Origin of the sequence: Bartonella sp. CM31XJBT (genome assembly GCF_028618555.1) — a bacterium.
GTDB lineage: Bacteria > Pseudomonadota > Alphaproteobacteria > Rhizobiales > Rhizobiaceae > Bartonella.
In genome coordinates, this window is sequence record NZ_JAQITD010000005.1 from 1 (window position 1) to 17,577 (window position 17,577).

Below are 17,577 nucleotides of genomic sequence, written 5' to 3' on the forward strand. Positions count from 1 at the left end.
TGCGATGGATGTTTCGTTGATCGTTCCGATAGCGATGGAAGAGAAACTTCGTTTTGCTATTCGTGAAGGTGGTCGTACTGTTGGTGCCGGTATCGTCTCTAAGATCATTGAATAAATAATGCTTGTTAAAGGGGTGTTAAAAGTGTTTTAGTTTTGAGAGTTAGGGGTATAGCTCAGTTGGTAGAGCGGCGGTCTCCAAAACCGCAGGTCGCGGGTTCAAGTCCTGCTGCCCCTGCCAAAGGGGGGATTTTACATATAAGGGAGTGGATTTTGCTGCCTTTTTCGCTTTTTTTGATATGGGGCTTGTTTTTTTGTGTGTGAAACGGTATTGAATAGAAAGTAAGGAAATTGCATAAGTCTGAAAGTTGGCTTTTGCATTTTTTCCTGTTTATTTTGTTCTATAAAACACAATAGGACTAGAGAGAGTATAGTGTGACGATGGCATCTAAAACCAATCCGATTACCTTTTTGAAGCAGGTTTATGCAGAAACAATTAAAGTGAAATGGCCTACACGTCGTGAGACGGTTATTTCTACTATTATGGTTTTGTTGGTAACTGCATTGGCTTCAGCTTTCTTTTTTATTGTGGATCAGGTTATGCATTTTGGTGTTTGGCGGGTTATTGATCTTCTGAAATATCTTTTTAGTTGAGAATGTAAGGAAGTGTGACTGTGGCAGCTCGTTGGTATATTGTTCAGGCATATTCAAATTTTGAAAAGAAAGTAGCGGAAGCTATTGATAAGGAGGCAAAGCAAAAGGGACTTGATCATCTTTTTGAAAAGATTTTTGTTCCAACAGAGCGTGTTGTAGAGGTTCGTCGTGGACGCAAAGTTGATACTGAGCGAAAATTTTTTCCTGGTTATGTTCTTGTTCGTGCTGAGTTAACAGATGAAGTTTATCATCTTATTAAGAATACGCCTAAAGTGACAGGTTTTTTAGGATCGGATGCGCGTCCTGTTCCAATTTCTGATCGAGAGGTTGAGCAAATTCTCAAACAAGTTCAGGAAAGGGTTGAGTCTCCAAAGTCCTCTGTATTGTTTGAGGTTGGAGAGCAAGTTCGCGTTGCTGATGGTCCTTTTGTTTCGTTTAATGGAATTGTTCAAGAGGTTGAAGAAGAGCGCTCTCGTCTTAAGGTTGAAGTGCTTATTTTTGGGCGTCCTACGCCTGTTGATTTGGAATTTGGTCAGGTTGAAAAACTCTGATTAAACTTAGAGTAGTTTTAATTACTTTAAGGAAGGAGTGGGAGGTGATTTATAGCTTTTGTCGGCTTAATGATCCGAACCACGTGACTGCAGCGGGTAACGGGCAAGGTGAATTGTCAGTATACCAGTGAAATTAAAGGCAGATTGTTATGGCAAAAAAAAGTATAGGTCAGCTTAAGTTGCAGGTTCCTGCAGGAGCTGCTACTCCATCTCCACCGATTGGTCCAGCTCTTGGGCAGCGTGGTATTAATATCATGGAGTTTTGTAAGGCGTTTAATGCAGCTACACAAGAAATGGAAAAGGGGGCACCGATTCCAGTTGTTATTACGTATTATCAAGATAAGTCTTTCACATTTTCTCTCAAGACGCCTCCTGTATCATTCTTTTTAAAGAAGGAAGCAAACCTGAAATCTGGCTCAAAAGAGCCTGGTAAAGTGTCTGTAGGAAGCATTTCTCGCGATAAAATTCGTTCGATTGCGGAATCAAAGATGAAAGATCTTAATGCGAATGACATTGAGGCAGCAATGCGTATGGTTGAAGGTTCTGCTCGCTCGATGGGCTTGGAAGTGGTGGGCTAATATTATGGCAAAAGTAGCAAAAAGAATAAAAAATATCCGAAAAGATATTGATTTTAATGAACTTTACGCTTTAAAAGATGCCGTTTCAATGGTTAAGGAGCGTGCTGTTGCTAAGTTTGATGAAACAATCGAAATTTCAATGAACTTGGGTGTTGATCCTCGTCATGCTGATCAAATGGTTCGAGGCGTTGCTCATTTGCCTAATGGGACAGGGAGAAATATTCGTGTTGCCGTTTTTGCTCGTGGGGATAAGGCTGAGGAAGCTAAGGCGGCAGGAGCTGATATTGTGGGTGCCGAAGATTTATTTGAAAGCGTTAATAGAGGGACTATAGACTTTGATCGTTGTATTGCAACGCCAGACATGATGCCTCTTGTTGGTCGTCTTGGTAAGATTCTTGGTCCACGGAGTTTGATGCCAAATCCGAAGGTTGGTACTGTAACACTTGATATCGCCGGTGCTGTCAAAGCTTCTAAAGGTGGTGCTGTTGAGTTTCGTGTGGAAAAAGCTGGTATTGTGCATGCTGGTATTGGTAAGGCTTCTTTTGGTGTTGAAAAAATCGTAGAAAATATAAAAGCCTTTGCAAGTGCAGTTATTAAAGCCAAACCGCAAGGTGCAAAAGGTGAATATATTAAACGCGTTGCTGTTTCGTCGACTATGGGAATTGGTGTTAAAGTTGATCCAGCAACGGTTCGTTCAGAGTTAATGTAAGCTGATTTATGATTTTGTTTTTTGGGGTATGGGAATATCAAAATTGTATTTTAAAGTGCTGGTTTTGATCAGCATTTAGCTATCTAAGCTTTATAGGGCTTAGGTTGTGCCGGGAGAAATTCCGGAATATCCTGTCCGAGATTGTAGGTGATACTTTTAAGTATCTTAATCAAAAAAAACCTGCATGAGACTGGGGTAAAAACTGAGAGTTAAAAGACTTAAAGGGTTTGAGCCAAGGTTGCCTTTGAACGCTGTGCGTGAAAAAGGGGACAGGATCCTCATCGGTGACATGAAGTATTTTATGTTATCAAAGGTAACCAACAGGTTTGTTTTAAGTAAATCTGTTAAATGGAGAGAGACAGTGAATAGAGCGGAAAAACGCGAATTTGTTACATGGCTTAACGAGGCTTTTCGGAAGTCTGGTTCTGTTGTTGTTGCACATTATTCCGGTCTGACAGTTTCACAGATGAATGATCTGCGTTCGAAAATGGGTGAAGCTGGCGGTGCCGTTAAAGTCGCCAAAAACCGTCTTGCTAAAATCGCTCTTCAGGGCACGGAATCTGAATCGATAGTGGGTTTGTTTACTGGACAAACACTTATTGCTTATTCAGAAGATCCAATCACAGCACCGAAAGTTGCTGTTGATTTTGCGAAAAGCAATGACAAATTTGTCATACTTGGCGGTTCAATGGGTGCAACAAGTTTAACTGTAGATGCTGTGAAGTCATTGGCTTCATTGCCTTCATTAAACGAGTTGCGTGCAAAACTTGTGGGTATGATTTCTACCCCTGCGACCCGTATTGCACAGGTTGTTAATGCCCCTGCTGGTCAGGTTGCACGTGTCATTGGAGCATATGCTCAGGAGGATAAGGCGGCTTAAGGCTGTTTGTATTCACGTTTATGGAAGAGCTTTAATGCTTTTCTGTTTTTTTGGATAAAATTTAATAATGGTTCAAATCTTTTAATTGAAGGAATTTAAAAATGGCTGATCTAGAGAAGATCGTAGAAGACCTTTCTAATCTAACCCTTTTGGAAGCCGCTGAGCTTTCTAAGTTACTTGAAGAAAAGTGGGGAGTTTCGGCTGCTGCTCCTGTAGCTGTCGCTGCTGTTGCTGGTGCTGCTGCTCCAGCTGCTGAAGAAAAAACAGAATTTGATGTTATTCTTGTTGAAGGTGGCGCACAAAAAATTAATGTTATTAAGGAAGTTCGTGCTCTTACTGGACTTGGTCTTAAAGAAGCTAAAGATCTGGTTGAAGGTGCACCTAAGCCTATTAAAGAGGCTGCTTCTAAAGAAGAAGCAGAAAAAATTAAATCTCAACTTGAAGCTGCTGGTGCTAAAGTGGAACTTAAGTAAATTTAATTTTATCGGCGGGCATTTATGTTCGCCGATTTCTTTCTCTTAATACAAAGAGGGAAAATAATGAGTAAAAAACCTTTTCCTAATGGTTTCGTAACAGGAATGGGATAGGTTTAGATTACTTACTCCTTCATCATAGAGTCAAAAAGATAAATGGCTTATGTTGGTGGGGAAAGTTAATGATGCTCATTATTGAGTGTCAAGTGAACTGGTCTGCATATGCAGGTTAATGATATAAGGCTTTCAAGGTTGGTCTACCTTGAAGAGTAAAGATCAAGGAGCGACGATGGCTCAGACTCACGCAATGATGTCTCAATTCAATGGTCGTAAGCGCGTACGCAAATTTTTTGGTAAGATTCCTGAAGTAGCAGAAATGCCGAATCTTATTGAGGTTCAAAAAGCGTCATACGATCAGTTTCTCATGGTTGAGGAACCGAAAGGTGGACGACCAGATGAAGGTTTGCAAGCTGTTTTTAAATCTGTTTTTCCTATTTCAGATTTTTCCGGTACAGCTATGCTTGAGTTTGTAGGTTATGAATTTGATTTACCAAAATTTGATGTTGAAGAGTGCCGTCAACGTGATTTAACTTATGCTGCCCCATTAAAGGTCATATTGCGTTTGATTGTTTTTGATGTTGATGAGGATACTGGCTCCAAAGATATCAAAGACATTAAAGAGCAAGGCGTTTATATGGGCGATATGCCTTTAATGACGACGAATGGTACCTTTGTTGTTAATGGTACGGAGCGTGTTATTGTTTCTCAGATGCATCGTTCTCCTGGTGTCTTTTTTGACCATGATAAAGGAAAGTCCCATTCATCAGGAAAGCTTCTTTTTGCTGCTCGTGTTATTCCGTATCGTGGTTCTTGGCTTGATATTGAGTTTGATGCTAAGGACATCGTTTATGCGCGTATTGATCGACGGCGCAAAATTCCTGTTACAAGTCTTTTGATGGCATTAGGTATGGATGCGTCAGATATTTTATCAACGTTTTATGATAAAGTGACTTATGAGCGTGATGGAGAAGGATGGCGAGTTCCTTATTCTGTTGATCGCTTTAAAGGAATGAAGCTCATTTCTGACCTTATAGATGCAGATAGTGGTGAAGTCGTTGCGGAGGCTGGTAAAAAATTAACAGTTCGTACTGCGAAGTCTTTGGCAGAAAAAGGACTTAAAGCGGTTAAAGTTAGTGAAGATGATTTATTAGGTTGTTATCTAGCCGAAGATATCGTCAATTACGAAACAGGTGAAATCTACCTTGAGGCTGGTGATGAAATTGACGAAAAAGTATTAAAAATTTTGCTTGATGTTAGTGCTGATCAAATCAATATTCTTGATATTGATCACATGAATATTGGCGCTTACATTCGCAATACTTTGAAGGTGGATAAAAATGAAAGTCGGCAGGATGCGTTATTTGATATTTACCGAGTAATGCGTCCAGGTGAGCCTCCAACAATCGATACAGCAGAAGCAATGTTCCATTCATTGTTTTTTGATCCAGAGCGTTATGATCTTTCTGCTGTTGGGCGTGTTAAGATGAATTTGCGTATGGATCTTGATTGTCCAGACACAGTTCGCATTTTACGCCAAGAGGATATTCTTGCTGTTGTTAAGATGTTGGTTGAATTGCGTGATGGACGTGGTGAAATTGATGATATTGATAATCTTGGCAACCGTCGCGTTCGTTCCGTTGGGGAGTTGATGGAAAATCAATATCGCATTGGTCTTCTTCGTATGGAGCGTGCGATAAAAGAGCGTATGTCATCGGTTGAAATTGATACAGTTATGCCACAGGATTTGATCAATGCAAAGCCTGCTGCAGCAGCAGTTCGTGAGTTTTTTGGGTCTTCACAATTGTCGCAGTTTATGGATCAAACCAATCCATTGTCGGAAATTACCCATAAGCGCCGTCTTTCTGCTCTTGGTCCAGGCGGTTTGACTCGTGAACGTGCGGGTTTTGAAGTCCGTGACGTACATCCTACGCATTATGGTCGTATTTGTCCGATTGAAACACCAGAAGGCCCCAATATTGGTCTAATCAACTCCTTAGCAACATTTGCGCGAGTTAACAAATATGGCTTTATTGAAAGTCCATATCGAAAAATTATTGATGGAAAAGTTACAAAAGAAGTTATTTATCTTTCAGCGATGGAAGAAGCAAAGCATTATGTCGCTCAGGCTAATTCTTCATTAGATAGCGAAGGTCGTTTTATAGAAGAGTTTGTTGTTTGCCGTCATGCTGGTGAAGTTTTAATGGCGCCGCGTGATCATGTTGATTTGATGGATGTTTCACCAAAACAGTTGGTTTCAGTTGCAGCAGCGCTTATTCCTTTTTTGGAAAATGATGATGCGAATCGTGCACTTATGGGATCAAACATGCAGCGTCAGGCAGTTCCTCTTGTACGCGCTGAAGCACCATTTGTTGGGACGGGAATGGAATCCATAGTTGCGCGCGATTCAGGAGCTGCTGTGAGTGCAAAACGTAGTGGTGTTGTTGATCAAGTTGATGCTACCCGTATTGTTATCCGTGCAACAGAAGATTTAGATCCTTCAAAATCAGGCGTTGATATTTACCGCTTACAGAAATTTCAGCGTTCTAATCAGTCCACTTGTATTAATCAGCGTCCTCTTGTAAATGTTGGTGATAGGGTAGAAAAAGGTGATATCATTGCAGATGGTCCATCCACGGATCTTGGTGATTTGGCTCTTGGGCGGAATGTTCTCGTAGCCTTTATGCCTTGGAATGGATACAATTATGAAGATTCTATTTTGTTATCCGAGCGCATTGTTGCTGATGATGTGTTTACTTCAATTCATATTGAGGAATTTGAAGTTGCGGCACGCGATACAAAACTTGGGCCTGAGGAAATTACGCGCGACATTCCTAATGTTGCGGAAGAAGCGTTAAGAAATCTTGATGAAGCTGGCATTATTTATATTGGTGCTGAAGTTCAACCGGGTGATATTTTAGTTGGAAAGATTACCCCAAAAGGTGAAAGTCCCATGACGCCGGAAGAAAAGCTTCTGCGTGCGATTTTTGGGGAAAAGGCATCCGATGTTCGTGATACTTCTATGCGTATGCCTCCTGGGACTTTTGGTACTGTTGTTGAAGTTCGCGTTTTTAATCGCCATGGCGTGGAAAAAGATGAACGTGCGATGGCAATTGAGCGTGAAGAAATTGAGCGTTTAGCAAAAGACCGTGATGATGAACAGTCTATTCTTGATCGCAATGTTTATTCGCGCCTCACCGATATGTTGACAGGTAAAGTTGCTGTAGAAGGTCCGAAAGGCTTTTCGGGCAGCAAAAAGCTTGATAGTACAGTGATGGGGCATTATCCACGATCCCAGTGGTGGCAATTTGCTGTTGAGGATGAAAAACTTCAAAATGAAATTGAAGCTTTGCGCAAGCAATATGATGAATCAAAGGAAGCATTACAACGTCGCTTTATGGATAAAGTTGAAAAGGTCCAAAGAGGTGATGAAATGCCTCCTGGTGTCATGAAAATGGTGAAGGTTTTTGTGGCTGTGAAGCGCAAAATCCAACCAGGTGATAAGATGGCGGGACGTCACGGAAATAAGGGTGTTGTTTCACGTATTCTTCCCGTAGAAGATATGCCATTTCTTGAAGATGGGACCCATGCTGATATCGTCTTGAATCCGCTTGGTGTGCCTAGTCGTATGAATGTTGGACAAATTCTTGAGACGCACCTTGGTTGGGCATGTGCGGGGATGGGCAAGAAGATTGGTGATTTGTTAGAGTTGTATCAAGAGACTGGGGATATATTGCCGCTGCGTCAGCGTATTGAAAATCTTATGCCTGATGATAATCATAATGAACCAGTCCGTCAGTATGATAATGAAAGCCTCTACAAATTGGCATTACAGATGAAAAAAGGGGTTTCAATTGCAACGCCTGTTTTTGATGGAGCACATGAGTCTGATATTAACATGATGCTGGAAGACGCAGGCTTAGATAGTTCAGGGCAGGTTACGCTTTATGATGGTCGTACTGGGGAGCCTTTTGATCGTCCAGTAACGGTGGGATATATTTACATGTTGAAATTGCATCACCTTGTTGATGATAAGATTCATGCACGTTCTATAGGTCCCTATTCACTTGTGACACAGCAGCCATTAGGAGGTAAGGCACAGTTTGGTGGTCAGCGTTTTGGTGAAATGGAGGTATGGGCACTTGAAGCTTATGGTGCTGCATACACTTTGCAGGAGATGCTAACAGTAAAATCAGATGATGTGGCTGGGCGGACAAAAGTCTATGAGGCAATTGTGCGTGGTGATGATACATTTGAGGCAGGGATACCCGAAAGCTTTAATGTGTTGGTAAAAGAAATGCGCTCACTTGCTCTTAATGTGGAGCTTGATGATGCGCGTGAACTTATTGCACAGCGGGCATTGTCTGATACGGCAGAGTAATAATTCAAGGAGCGCACTGGAAAAAGGCTGCGCTCTTATTACTTTAAGAGGCTCAATAACCTTATTAAGGCTATACAGGTCGTTTTTAAAAGTAAATGTATTTTAAAAAAGATCTGTTATAAAATAAATGAGATATTACAACAGGTTCTAAGAATCTTTGAAGGAGAACAGCATGAACCACGAGGTCATGAATCTTTTCAATCCTCAAGCGCCAGCGCAGACATTTGACTCTATTCGTATTTCTATTGCGAGTCCTGAGAAAATTTTGTCCTGGTCGTATGGTGAGATTAAGAAGCCTGAGACTATTAATTATCGGACTTTTAAACCAGAACGTGATGGTCTTTTTTGTGCACGTATATTTGGCCCTATTAAGGACTATGAGTGTCTATGTGGCAAATATAAACGCATGAAGTATAAGGGCATTATTTGTGAAAAATGCGGTGTAGAGGTTACTCTTTCGCGCGTACGTCGTGAGCGTATGGGGCATATTGAACTTGCGGCACCTGTTGCACATATATGGTTTCTTAAATCATTACCAGGTCGTATTTCTACACTTTTAGATTTAACTTTAAAAGATATTGAGCGGGTTCTTTATTTTGAGAATTATATTGTAACCGAACCAGGATTGACATCTCTTAAGCTCCATCAGCTTCTTTCTGAAGAAGAATATATGCTTGCTATTGATGAGTTCGGAGAAGATCAATTTACAGCTATGATTGGCGCTGAAGCTATTTACGAGCTTTTAGCTAGTATGGAGTTAGATAAAATCGCTAATGATTTGCGTCTCGAATTAGCTGAAACAACTTCAGAGTTAAAGCAGAAAAAATTGATTAAACGACTTAAAATCGTTGAAAATTTTCTTGAATCTGGGAATAAGCCAGAGTGGATGATAATGAAAACAATTCCGGTTATTCCACCGGATTTGCGTCCATTGGTTCCGCTTGATGGTGGGCGTTTTGCGACATCCGATCTGAATGATCTTTATCGGCGTGTTATTAATCGTAATAACCGCTTGAAACGGCTGATTGAATTGCGTGCTCCTGGAATTATCGTGCGCAATGAAAAGCGTATGGTACAAGAAGCTGTTGATGCATTGTTTGATAATGGACGGCGTGGGCGTGTGATTACTGGAGCCAATAAACGTCCTCTCAAGTCTCTATCAGATATGTTGAAGGGCAAGCAAGGACGGTTTCGTCAGAACTTACTTGGGAAGCGAGTTGATTACTCGGGGCGTTCTGTTATCGTGACGGGTCCTGAATTAAAATTGCATCAATGTGGTCTTCCTAAAAAAATGGCTCTTGAATTATTTAAGCCTTTTATTTATGCGCGGCTTGATGCAAAAGGCTATTCATCAACGGTAAAGCAGGCAAAGAAGCTTGTTGAAAAAGAACATCCAGAAGTTTGGGATATCTTGGATGAGGTTATTCGTGAACACCCTGTTTTACTCAACCGTGCGCCAACATTGCACCGTTTGGGGATTCAGGCTTTTGAACCTATCTTAATTGAAGGCAAAGCTATTCAACTTCATCCACTGGTGTGTACTGCTTTTAATGCAGATTTTGATGGTGATCAGATGGCGGTTCACGTTCCGCTTTCTCTTGAAGCACAGCTTGAAGCCCGTGTTTTGATGATGTCCACCAATAATATTCTTCATCCGGCCAATGGTGCTCCCATTATTGTTCCCTCACAGGATATGGTTCTTGGTCTTTATTATCTTTCAATTGTTTCTGAAAAAGAACCAGGTGAAGGAATGGCCTTTTCTGATATAGGTGAGCTTCATTATGCCTTGGAAAATAAGGTTGTAACGCTTCATACGAAGATTAAAGGCCGTGTTAAGAATATTGGGAAGGATGGAAAAGAAGTTTCTAAACTTTATGATACGACACCTGGTCGTTTGATTATCGGTGAGCTTTTGCCAAGAAGTGCGGATATCTCATTTGATATTGTCAATCAAGAGATGACAAAAAAGAATATTTCTAAAATGATTGATCATGTTTATCGGCACTGTGGACAAAAAGAGACGGTTATTTTTTGTGACCGTATTATGCAGCTTGGCTTTTCTTATGCTTGTCGTGCAGGAATTTCATTCGGTAAGGACGATATGGTTATTCCTGATAGTAAGTCGCGTTTAGTTGCAGAAACAGAAGCTTTGGCTAAGGAGTACGAACAGCAATATAATGATGGTTTGATTACACAAGGTGAAAAATACAATAAGGTTGTAGATGCTTGGGGTAAGTGTACAGATCGCGTTGCAGATGAAATGATGAAACGTATTCAAGCCGTCGATTTTGATCCTAAAACAGGTCGTCAACGGCCGATGAATTCGATCTATATGATGTCGCACTCTGGTGCTCGTGGTTCTGCTAATCAGATGAGACAATTGGCCGGTATGCGTGGATTAATGGCAAAACCATCGGGTGAAATTATTGAAACGCCCATTATTTCAAATTTTAAAGAAGGTCTAACTGTTAATGAGTACTTCAATTCCACGCATGGTGCACGTAAAGGACTTGCTGATACTGCTTTAAAGACGGCGAACTCTGGTTATTTAACACGGCGTCTTGTTGATGTTGCACAGGATGCTATTATTTCAGCAGTTGATTGTGGTACCGCAAAAGGGCTTACCATGCAGCCGATTGTTGATGCAGGACAAATTGTTGCCTCCATTGGGCAAAGAATTCTTGGTCGTACAGCGCTTGTTGATATTCTACATCCTGTCTCTGGAGAAGTTATCCTTGAAGGTGGAGCAATGATTGAGGAAGCTGATGTCGCGAAGATTGAAGCAGCTGGGATTCAATCTGTTCAAATTCGTTCTGCTTTAACATGTGAAACACGTCTTGGTGTTTGTGCAAAATGCTATGGTCGTGATTTGGCGCGTGGAACACCTGTTAATCAGGGAGAAGCCGTTGGTGTTATTGCTGCTCAATCCATTGGTGAGCCGGGAACACAGCTTACTATGCGTACTTTCCACTTAGGAGGAACTGCGCAGGTTGTTGATTCATCGTATTTAGAGGCATCTTATGAAGGTAAGGTGGAGATTCGTAATCGTAATGTGGTTCGTAACTCTGAAGGCCAATTGGTTGTTATGGGGCGTAATATGGCTATCCTTATCAAGGATGAGTTAGGAAAAGAGCGCGTTGTACATCGTGTTAGCTATGGTGCTCATATTTTTGTTGATGATGGTGATGTGGTTAAACGTGGCCAACGTATAGCAGAATGGGATCCTTATACACGTCCAATTTTAACGGAAGTTGAAGGATATGTGGGTTTTGAAGATATGGTTGATGGTCTATCTGTCACTGAAACAGCTGATGAATCTACGGGTATTACAAAGCGTTTGGTGATTGATTGGCGCGCTAATCCACGTGGTGCGGATCTTAAACCAGCCATTATTATTCACACAGATAAAGAAGGTGAATCCATTGCTAAATTGTATAAGGGAGGTGAAGCCCGTTATATGATGTCAGTGGAAACTATTCTTTCTGTTGAGCTTGGTGCTCATGTTAAGGCTGGTGATGTTATTGCTCGTTTGCCAATGGAAAGTGCCAAGACGAAAGATATTACGGGTGGTTTACCACGTGTGGCTGAGCTTTTTGAAGCGCGTCGTCCAAAGGATCATGCGATTATTGCTGAAGTAAGTGGCACGATTCGATTCGGCCGTGGTTATAAGAATAAACGTCGTATCATTATTGAACCAAATGATGAAACTCTTGAGGCAGTAGAATATTTGATTCCAAAAGGTAAGTTGTTTCACTTCCAAGAAGGCGATCAAATTGAAAAGGGAGATTATATCCTTGATGGTAATCCAGCACCTCATGATATCTTGGCGATTAAGGGGGTTGAAGCTTTGGCATCTTATCTTGTTAATGAGATTCAGGAGGTTTATCGTTTACAGGGAGTTCTTATTAATGATAAGCACATTGAAGTGATTGTTCGTCAAATGTTGCAAAAAGTTGAAATTACTGAATCTGGAGATTCTGGTTATATTCCAGGTGATAATGTTGATCGTATTGAACTTGATGAAATCAATGATAATTTGATTGCAGAAGGGAAGAAACCAGCATCTGGTAATCCCATTCTTCTTGGAATTACAAAAGCTTCTCTTCAAACGCCTTCTTTCATTTCGGCGGCATCGTTTCAGGAAACAACACGTGTTCTTACTGAAGCAGCAGTTTCTGGTAAAATTGATACTTTGCAAGGACTTAAAGAGAACGTTATTGTCGGTCGTCTTATTCCAGCAGGTACAGGTGGTACGATTTCTCAAATCCGTCGTATTGCTGCGGTTCGTGATGATTTGATTGTAGATGAGCAGCGTAAGTCTAGTAATAACGAAGTGGCTAAGGCTATGTTGACAAATATGACAACTGGGGCCGTTGCTGAATAATTTAAATACAACATCACATAATATAAAAACGTCTGAATAGAAAGTTCAGACGTTTTTTTATCTCAAAATGCAGAAGTTGCATATTTTCTTGAAAATGTCAAAAATTATAAGGCGACAGTTATTGGGAACGTCTTTAGTAGCTTATTATTTTGTAATGATGTTTATCTTTTTTGTTACTTTATTTTAAAGTTTCTTAATTTCTAAAAGCAGTATAGAATTTTTCCAAAATATGTAAAACTCAAAAGCCATATTCAAGGAAAAGAGTTGATTATCTACAAATCAAATAATGATTGATTTTGAATTTTAGGAAAATTTTTGATTGATATCTTCTATAAAGATTTAAAAGGACTTATAATGAAAGGTCAATAGTCTTTTCTGTAATCTAAAAAATAATTGATTCTCTACTATACAATGCTTGTATGATAAGAATGTATTTTCTTATAAATTAGAATGCAGGAAAGTAGAGATTAGGGTGCTTACTAAGTTTTATAAAAATAGACACATTTCTTATAACAATGTGATCTGTGCAGACAGAATGATAAAATGTACGAATATTATTCAATTGGAAAATTAACACGTGAGTTTTCAATAACAGCTCGAACTTTGCGTTATTATGAAGAAGAGGGACTTCTTATTCCTTTTCGGCGTGGAAGTACACGGCTTTATACACAAACGGATCGTCATAAGTTAAAGCAAATACTGCGTGCTAAAAGAGTTAAATTTTCGTTGTCTGAAATATCTGATATGTTGACAATAGTTGGAAAACCACCAGATGATGAGAAAAAGCTTAAGAAATTAATTGCAGGAATTCATAAAAAACGAGCTGATTTAAAGCAGATGCAGCATGATGTTGATGATCTTCTACAGGATTTAGAACGAATTGAGGAGAGTTTTTTTGAGAGCTTAGCGGAGTTGGGGGTTAGTCATTGATTATAAAATTTATTTTGTCTGCTTTTAGACAATTTTCTTTCTCTTAAAAGGGATAGGTTATACTATCTCTAAGGGGGATATTTAACACTGCGTGAAATGTGTAAGTCATTTAAAGAAATAGAGTGTTTGAAAAAGCTGCAAAGGTATTTTCGCAGTATATTGTCCTTGATAAGAAAAAATTATTTTTCATAAAGAAAGTAAAAACAATGACAGTTTCTCCTATGAGTGTTTTTCAATCTATTTTGTCACGAAAGTCAATTCGCGCTTTTACTGATCAGCCAGTTAGTTTGGAAACAATCAAAGAAATCTTAAAACTTGCAGCACGTGCACCATCTGGAACAAATATTCAGCCATGGCAAGTGATTGTGCTTACAGGAAGTGTATTACAGAAAGTAGGGCAAGAGCTTTCACAACTTGTGCTTTCAGGTGTAAAAGGAGAGCGTGAATATAATTATTATCCACGTCAGTGGCGTGAGCCTTATATTTCAAGGCGTCGAAAAGTTGGTTTGGATCTTTATCAGAGTCTTGGAATTCAAAAAGGAGATAAAGAAAAAATACTTCATCAAAAGGCGCGAAATTTTTTATTTTTTGATGCACCTGTAGGACTCTTATTTACAATGGATCACGACATGGAAATGGGGAGTTGGCTTGATTTGGGTATGTTTATGCAGACCATTATGTTAGCTGCACGTGGATTTGGATTAGATACCTGTCCTCAAGCTGCTTTTGCTGATTATCATAAACAGATTCGTACGCTTTTATCTATTCCTTCTGATCGCCATATTATCTGTGGTATGGCACTTGGTTATCGCGATATGAGTGCTCCAGAAAACAAGTTTGAAACAGAACGAGAATCGTTAGAAAACTTTGTACGTTTCATTGAAACATACCCATAAAATATTTCATACAATTAAGCATACGTTTTGAAGAACTTAGTGCATTATGAAAAATATTTCCGATAAGATTTCTCATCCTTATTGAATTTTAATATTGCATATTAACACTTATTTTACTACGCTTGGAACATTAGGAGTGGTGACTCTAGGGGCATTGCCCGTTTTGAAGGTTGGCTAATGGAAAACACTATAGAAAGAAAGTGTTGGGTGGTAGCAAGACGAGCGACATTCGTGTTTATTGCTGTTATTTTTTTAGTTTATCTCGCAATTTGATTTTAAACGGGAGAAACGTTATGAAAAAGCATATATGCTCAAACTGTACTATAGTTTTGAGGTGATACGTGTTTCTATCTGTTTTTGAACTTTTTAAAATTGGGATTGGTCCTTCTAGCTCACATACGATGGGACCGATGACAGCTGCTAATATGTTTTTGCAAAAGATAGGAGATTTTTCTCAGTCGTCTGATATTCAAGTTTCTCGTATACGTGTTTATCTTTATGGTTCTTTAGCTTTCACGGGTATTGGTCATGCAACAGATAGGGCTATCATATTAGGACTTTTAGGAGAAAAAGCTTCTACTGTTGATCCTGATAGCATGGGGTTTCTGTTAGAAAAAGTTATACGTGAAAAAAAAGTGCAACCAGAAGGCCATCCCGCTTATCAGTTTGATGTGCAATGTGATCTTATTTTTGAACGAAAGCAAATCCTCCCTGGACATACAAATGGACTAGCCTTTGAAGGACTTAATACTGATGGGAATGTTCTGTTGCGGCAGATTTATTATTCTATCGGCGGTGGCTTTGTTGTGACTGAGGATGAATTAAGCCATATGAATGATAATATACAACCAAAAGCATTTGAGGTACCATATCCATTCGATTCTGCTTGTACAATGTTATCAATGGCAGAAAAATCAGGACTTTCAATTGCTGAAATGAAGCGCTTAAATGAAGAAACAAAGATAGAGCGTTCTTCTCTTGATGTAGGGCTTGATGAAATTTTTTCAGCGATGACAAATTGCATTGATAGAGGTCTTTCACAAGAAGGTGAGTTGCCTGGTGGATTGCGTGTTCTAAGGCGTGCTAAAAAGCTGCATGAAACGCTTTTGGAAAATCAAAGGAAAAATCACAATTATCCACTTTGGGCAAATGATTGGCTTTCGGTATATGCCATAGCAGTCAATGAGGAAAATGCAGCAGGTGGTCGTGTTGTTACAGCACCAACAAATGGAGCAGCTGGTGTCGTTCCAGCAGTTTTGCGTTATTATCTTCAATTTAATGATGATTCAGATCGAGAGGGAATACATAATTTTCTATTAACGGCAGCAGCTATAGGCGGTGTTATCAAACATAATGCCTCTATTTCTGGTGCAGAAGTTGGGTGTCAAGGTGAAGTTGGAACGGCATCTTCAATGGCCGCAGCAGGGTTGACCGCAGCATTAGGTGGAACACCAGCTCAAATTGAAAATGCGGCAGAAATTGCGCTTGAACATCATTTGGGAATGACATGTGATCCTGTTGCAGGTCTTGTACAAGTTCCTTGTATTGAGCGTAATGCAATGGGAGCTGTTAAGGCGGTAACGGCTTCTTCTCTTGCATTATATGGTAATGGAGATCATTTTGTTTCTCTTGATGCTTGTATAGAAACAATGCGCCAGACTGGTCATGATATGAGTGAACGCTATAAAGAGACAAGTAAAGGTGGTCTTGCAGTCAATGCAATATCTTGTTAAGAGCTAGAACATTTTTCAATCCATAACTGGACGTTTTGGAGAAGAATCATATTTCCTGATAAAGCTTATGTTTTTTGTTCCTTATAAATCAAAACTCCAAATTAATTCAGCAGCATGCTTAAAATAAATTTGAGATGGCTCAGTGCTTTCTTAACGAATAGTAGCTGTTGATACAAGTTTGGAGAGAGCGTATTGTTGATATATGTTTGATTTGTCCTAAAATGGAAAAAATAAAAAAGCGTAAAGTAAAATTAGTGATCAATTTACCATTATTTTTTAGCTGGGTTTTATGGTTTTAAAAAGTTTCCATAGCCATATCTTTTAAGTAATGGAAGATTATACCTGAGTATCTAAGGAAAATTTATTTTAAATCTGAATAATTATGATAAAGAGAGATTTTTAAAGATTTTAATTTTTTAAAAGTGAAGTTTTTTGCTACCTATATGGTAAAAAAATATCTTGAAAAGAAACACTAATTTACAATAATTAAAGATATATTGGGAATATCTTTTTTATTTATAAATTCTGTACCGACAAAAAAATTAAAATAAATAATAACGTATACATTAGGAAATATTTATAAAAATTTTCATGAGAATAGAATGCACACGATAGAACATTATCGTGTTACTTGTTCGTGAGTTCGTTTAAAAAATATCTCTCAACGCTCCTAAGCTCATTTCGCGATGGCACCCGTGAATGATATAATAACGGTAAATCCATTGAGCTGTTCCATCTTTATGCTTAATAAAAAGAGTACGCTGGGCATGATTGCACACTTTGCCAAGCCCCCCGTACAGGGATCAAAGCCCTTAGCATTTGAAATGGTTCATTATAGGTATTTTGAGTATTTTGGGTACAGTTTTACGCCACACACTAATCTCGCCCATAACATGCAAGAGAACGGTTTTTATTAATTCAACATAAACAAATTTCAAATGAGAGAATCTTACGATATTCGAGATTATCATCTAACATGAAAAATAATGAATTATCTTTATAAATCAGCATCTTGAATATGAATAGTATAATGTAAGTCATTCCATGGATGGTATAAAATCTATAGAGTATTAGCATCTTTATTTATAAAGGGAGAAAACCAGCACTATCATCCTTTTTTCAACGTTCAATGTTACAAAAGATCCTCGTACTTGAAATAATTCATAAGGGATATTTGATTCCTTTTTTAAATAGTTTATATGCCAATCTTTCTCGTGATGAGCAGGCGGACGATTTTGACTGATTCAATATAAGAAGGAAAATAAGAGAATTTTACGAAAATCTCTTATTCAATATGCAAAAAATAAATTATAATTATAAATTAAAATCTTATGGAAATCGTTATCATAATATT

The 17,577-nt window shown here is 39.0% G+C and carries 11 protein-coding genes, 1 tRNA gene and 1 pseudogene; all 13 read left to right on the forward strand.

What is annotated here, in order from left to right; translation table 11 throughout:
- Positions 1-115: pseudogene (locus tag PVV63_RS03410) on the forward strand (elongation factor Tu); the annotation flags it as partial.
- A gap of 47 nt (positions 116-162) precedes the next feature.
- A tRNA-Trp gene (locus tag PVV63_RS03415) sits at positions 163-238 on the forward strand.
- Between the two features lie 200 nt (positions 239-438).
- Positions 439-651 carry a preprotein translocase subunit SecE gene (gene secE, locus PVV63_RS03420; RefSeq protein WP_273790652.1) on the forward strand — a complete coding sequence of 71 codons (213 nt, stop codon included), beginning with the start codon at positions 439-441 and terminating at the stop codon, positions 649-651.
- A 20-nt stretch (positions 652-671) separates the two neighbouring features.
- The gene (gene nusG, locus PVV63_RS03425; RefSeq protein ID WP_273790740.1) at positions 672-1,202 is read left to right on the forward strand and encodes a transcription termination/antitermination protein NusG; all 531 of its coding nucleotides are present in this window, start codon (positions 672-674) and stop codon (positions 1,200-1,202) included.
- A 149-nt stretch (positions 1,203-1,351) separates the two neighbouring features.
- Positions 1,352-1,780, forward strand: a complete 429-nt coding sequence (gene rplK / locus PVV63_RS03430; RefSeq protein WP_273723157.1) for a 50S ribosomal protein L11 — start codon at positions 1,352-1,354, stop codon at positions 1,778-1,780.
- A 4-nt stretch (positions 1,781-1,784) separates the two neighbouring features.
- Entirely contained in the window at positions 1,785-2,489 is a 705-nt protein-coding gene (gene rplA, locus PVV63_RS03435; protein WP_273790653.1) for a 50S ribosomal protein L1, read from the forward strand.
- A 361-nt stretch (positions 2,490-2,850) separates the two neighbouring features.
- Positions 2,851-3,369: a 50S ribosomal protein L10 gene (gene rplJ, locus PVV63_RS03440; protein ID WP_012755027.1), complete on the forward strand. Its 519-nt coding sequence runs from the start codon at positions 2,851-2,853 to the stop codon at positions 3,367-3,369.
- Between the two features lie 101 nt (positions 3,370-3,470).
- Entirely contained in the window at positions 3,471-3,842 is a 372-nt protein-coding gene (gene rplL, locus PVV63_RS03445) for a 50S ribosomal protein L7/L12 (protein ID WP_273790654.1), read from the forward strand.
- Between the two features lie 289 nt (positions 3,843-4,131).
- The gene (gene rpoB, locus PVV63_RS03450) at positions 4,132-8,280 is read left to right on the forward strand and encodes a DNA-directed RNA polymerase subunit beta (protein ID WP_273790655.1); all 4,149 of its coding nucleotides are present in this window, start codon (positions 4,132-4,134) and stop codon (positions 8,278-8,280) included.
- A 172-nt stretch (positions 8,281-8,452) separates the two neighbouring features.
- Positions 8,453-12,664 (forward strand): DNA-directed RNA polymerase subunit beta', encoded by a 4,212-nt coding sequence (gene rpoC / locus PVV63_RS03455; RefSeq protein WP_273790656.1) that lies wholly within the window; start codon positions 8,453-8,455, stop codon positions 12,662-12,664.
- Positions 12,665-13,207: 543 nt separating this feature from the next.
- On the forward strand, positions 13,208-13,594 hold the full coding sequence (locus PVV63_RS03460) for a MerR family DNA-binding transcriptional regulator (RefSeq protein ID WP_273790657.1): 387 nt from the start codon (positions 13,208-13,210) through the stop codon (positions 13,592-13,594).
- A 206-nt stretch (positions 13,595-13,800) separates the two neighbouring features.
- A complete protein-coding gene (locus PVV63_RS03465) occupies positions 13,801-14,490 on the forward strand; it encodes a nitroreductase (protein ID WP_273790741.1) in 690 nt (229 codons plus the stop codon).
- A gap of 341 nt (positions 14,491-14,831) precedes the next feature.
- Entirely contained in the window at positions 14,832-16,223 is a 1,392-nt protein-coding gene (locus PVV63_RS03470) for an L-serine ammonia-lyase (protein WP_273790658.1), read from the forward strand.
- The last annotated feature ends 1,354 nt before the right edge of the window (positions 16,224-17,577 follow it).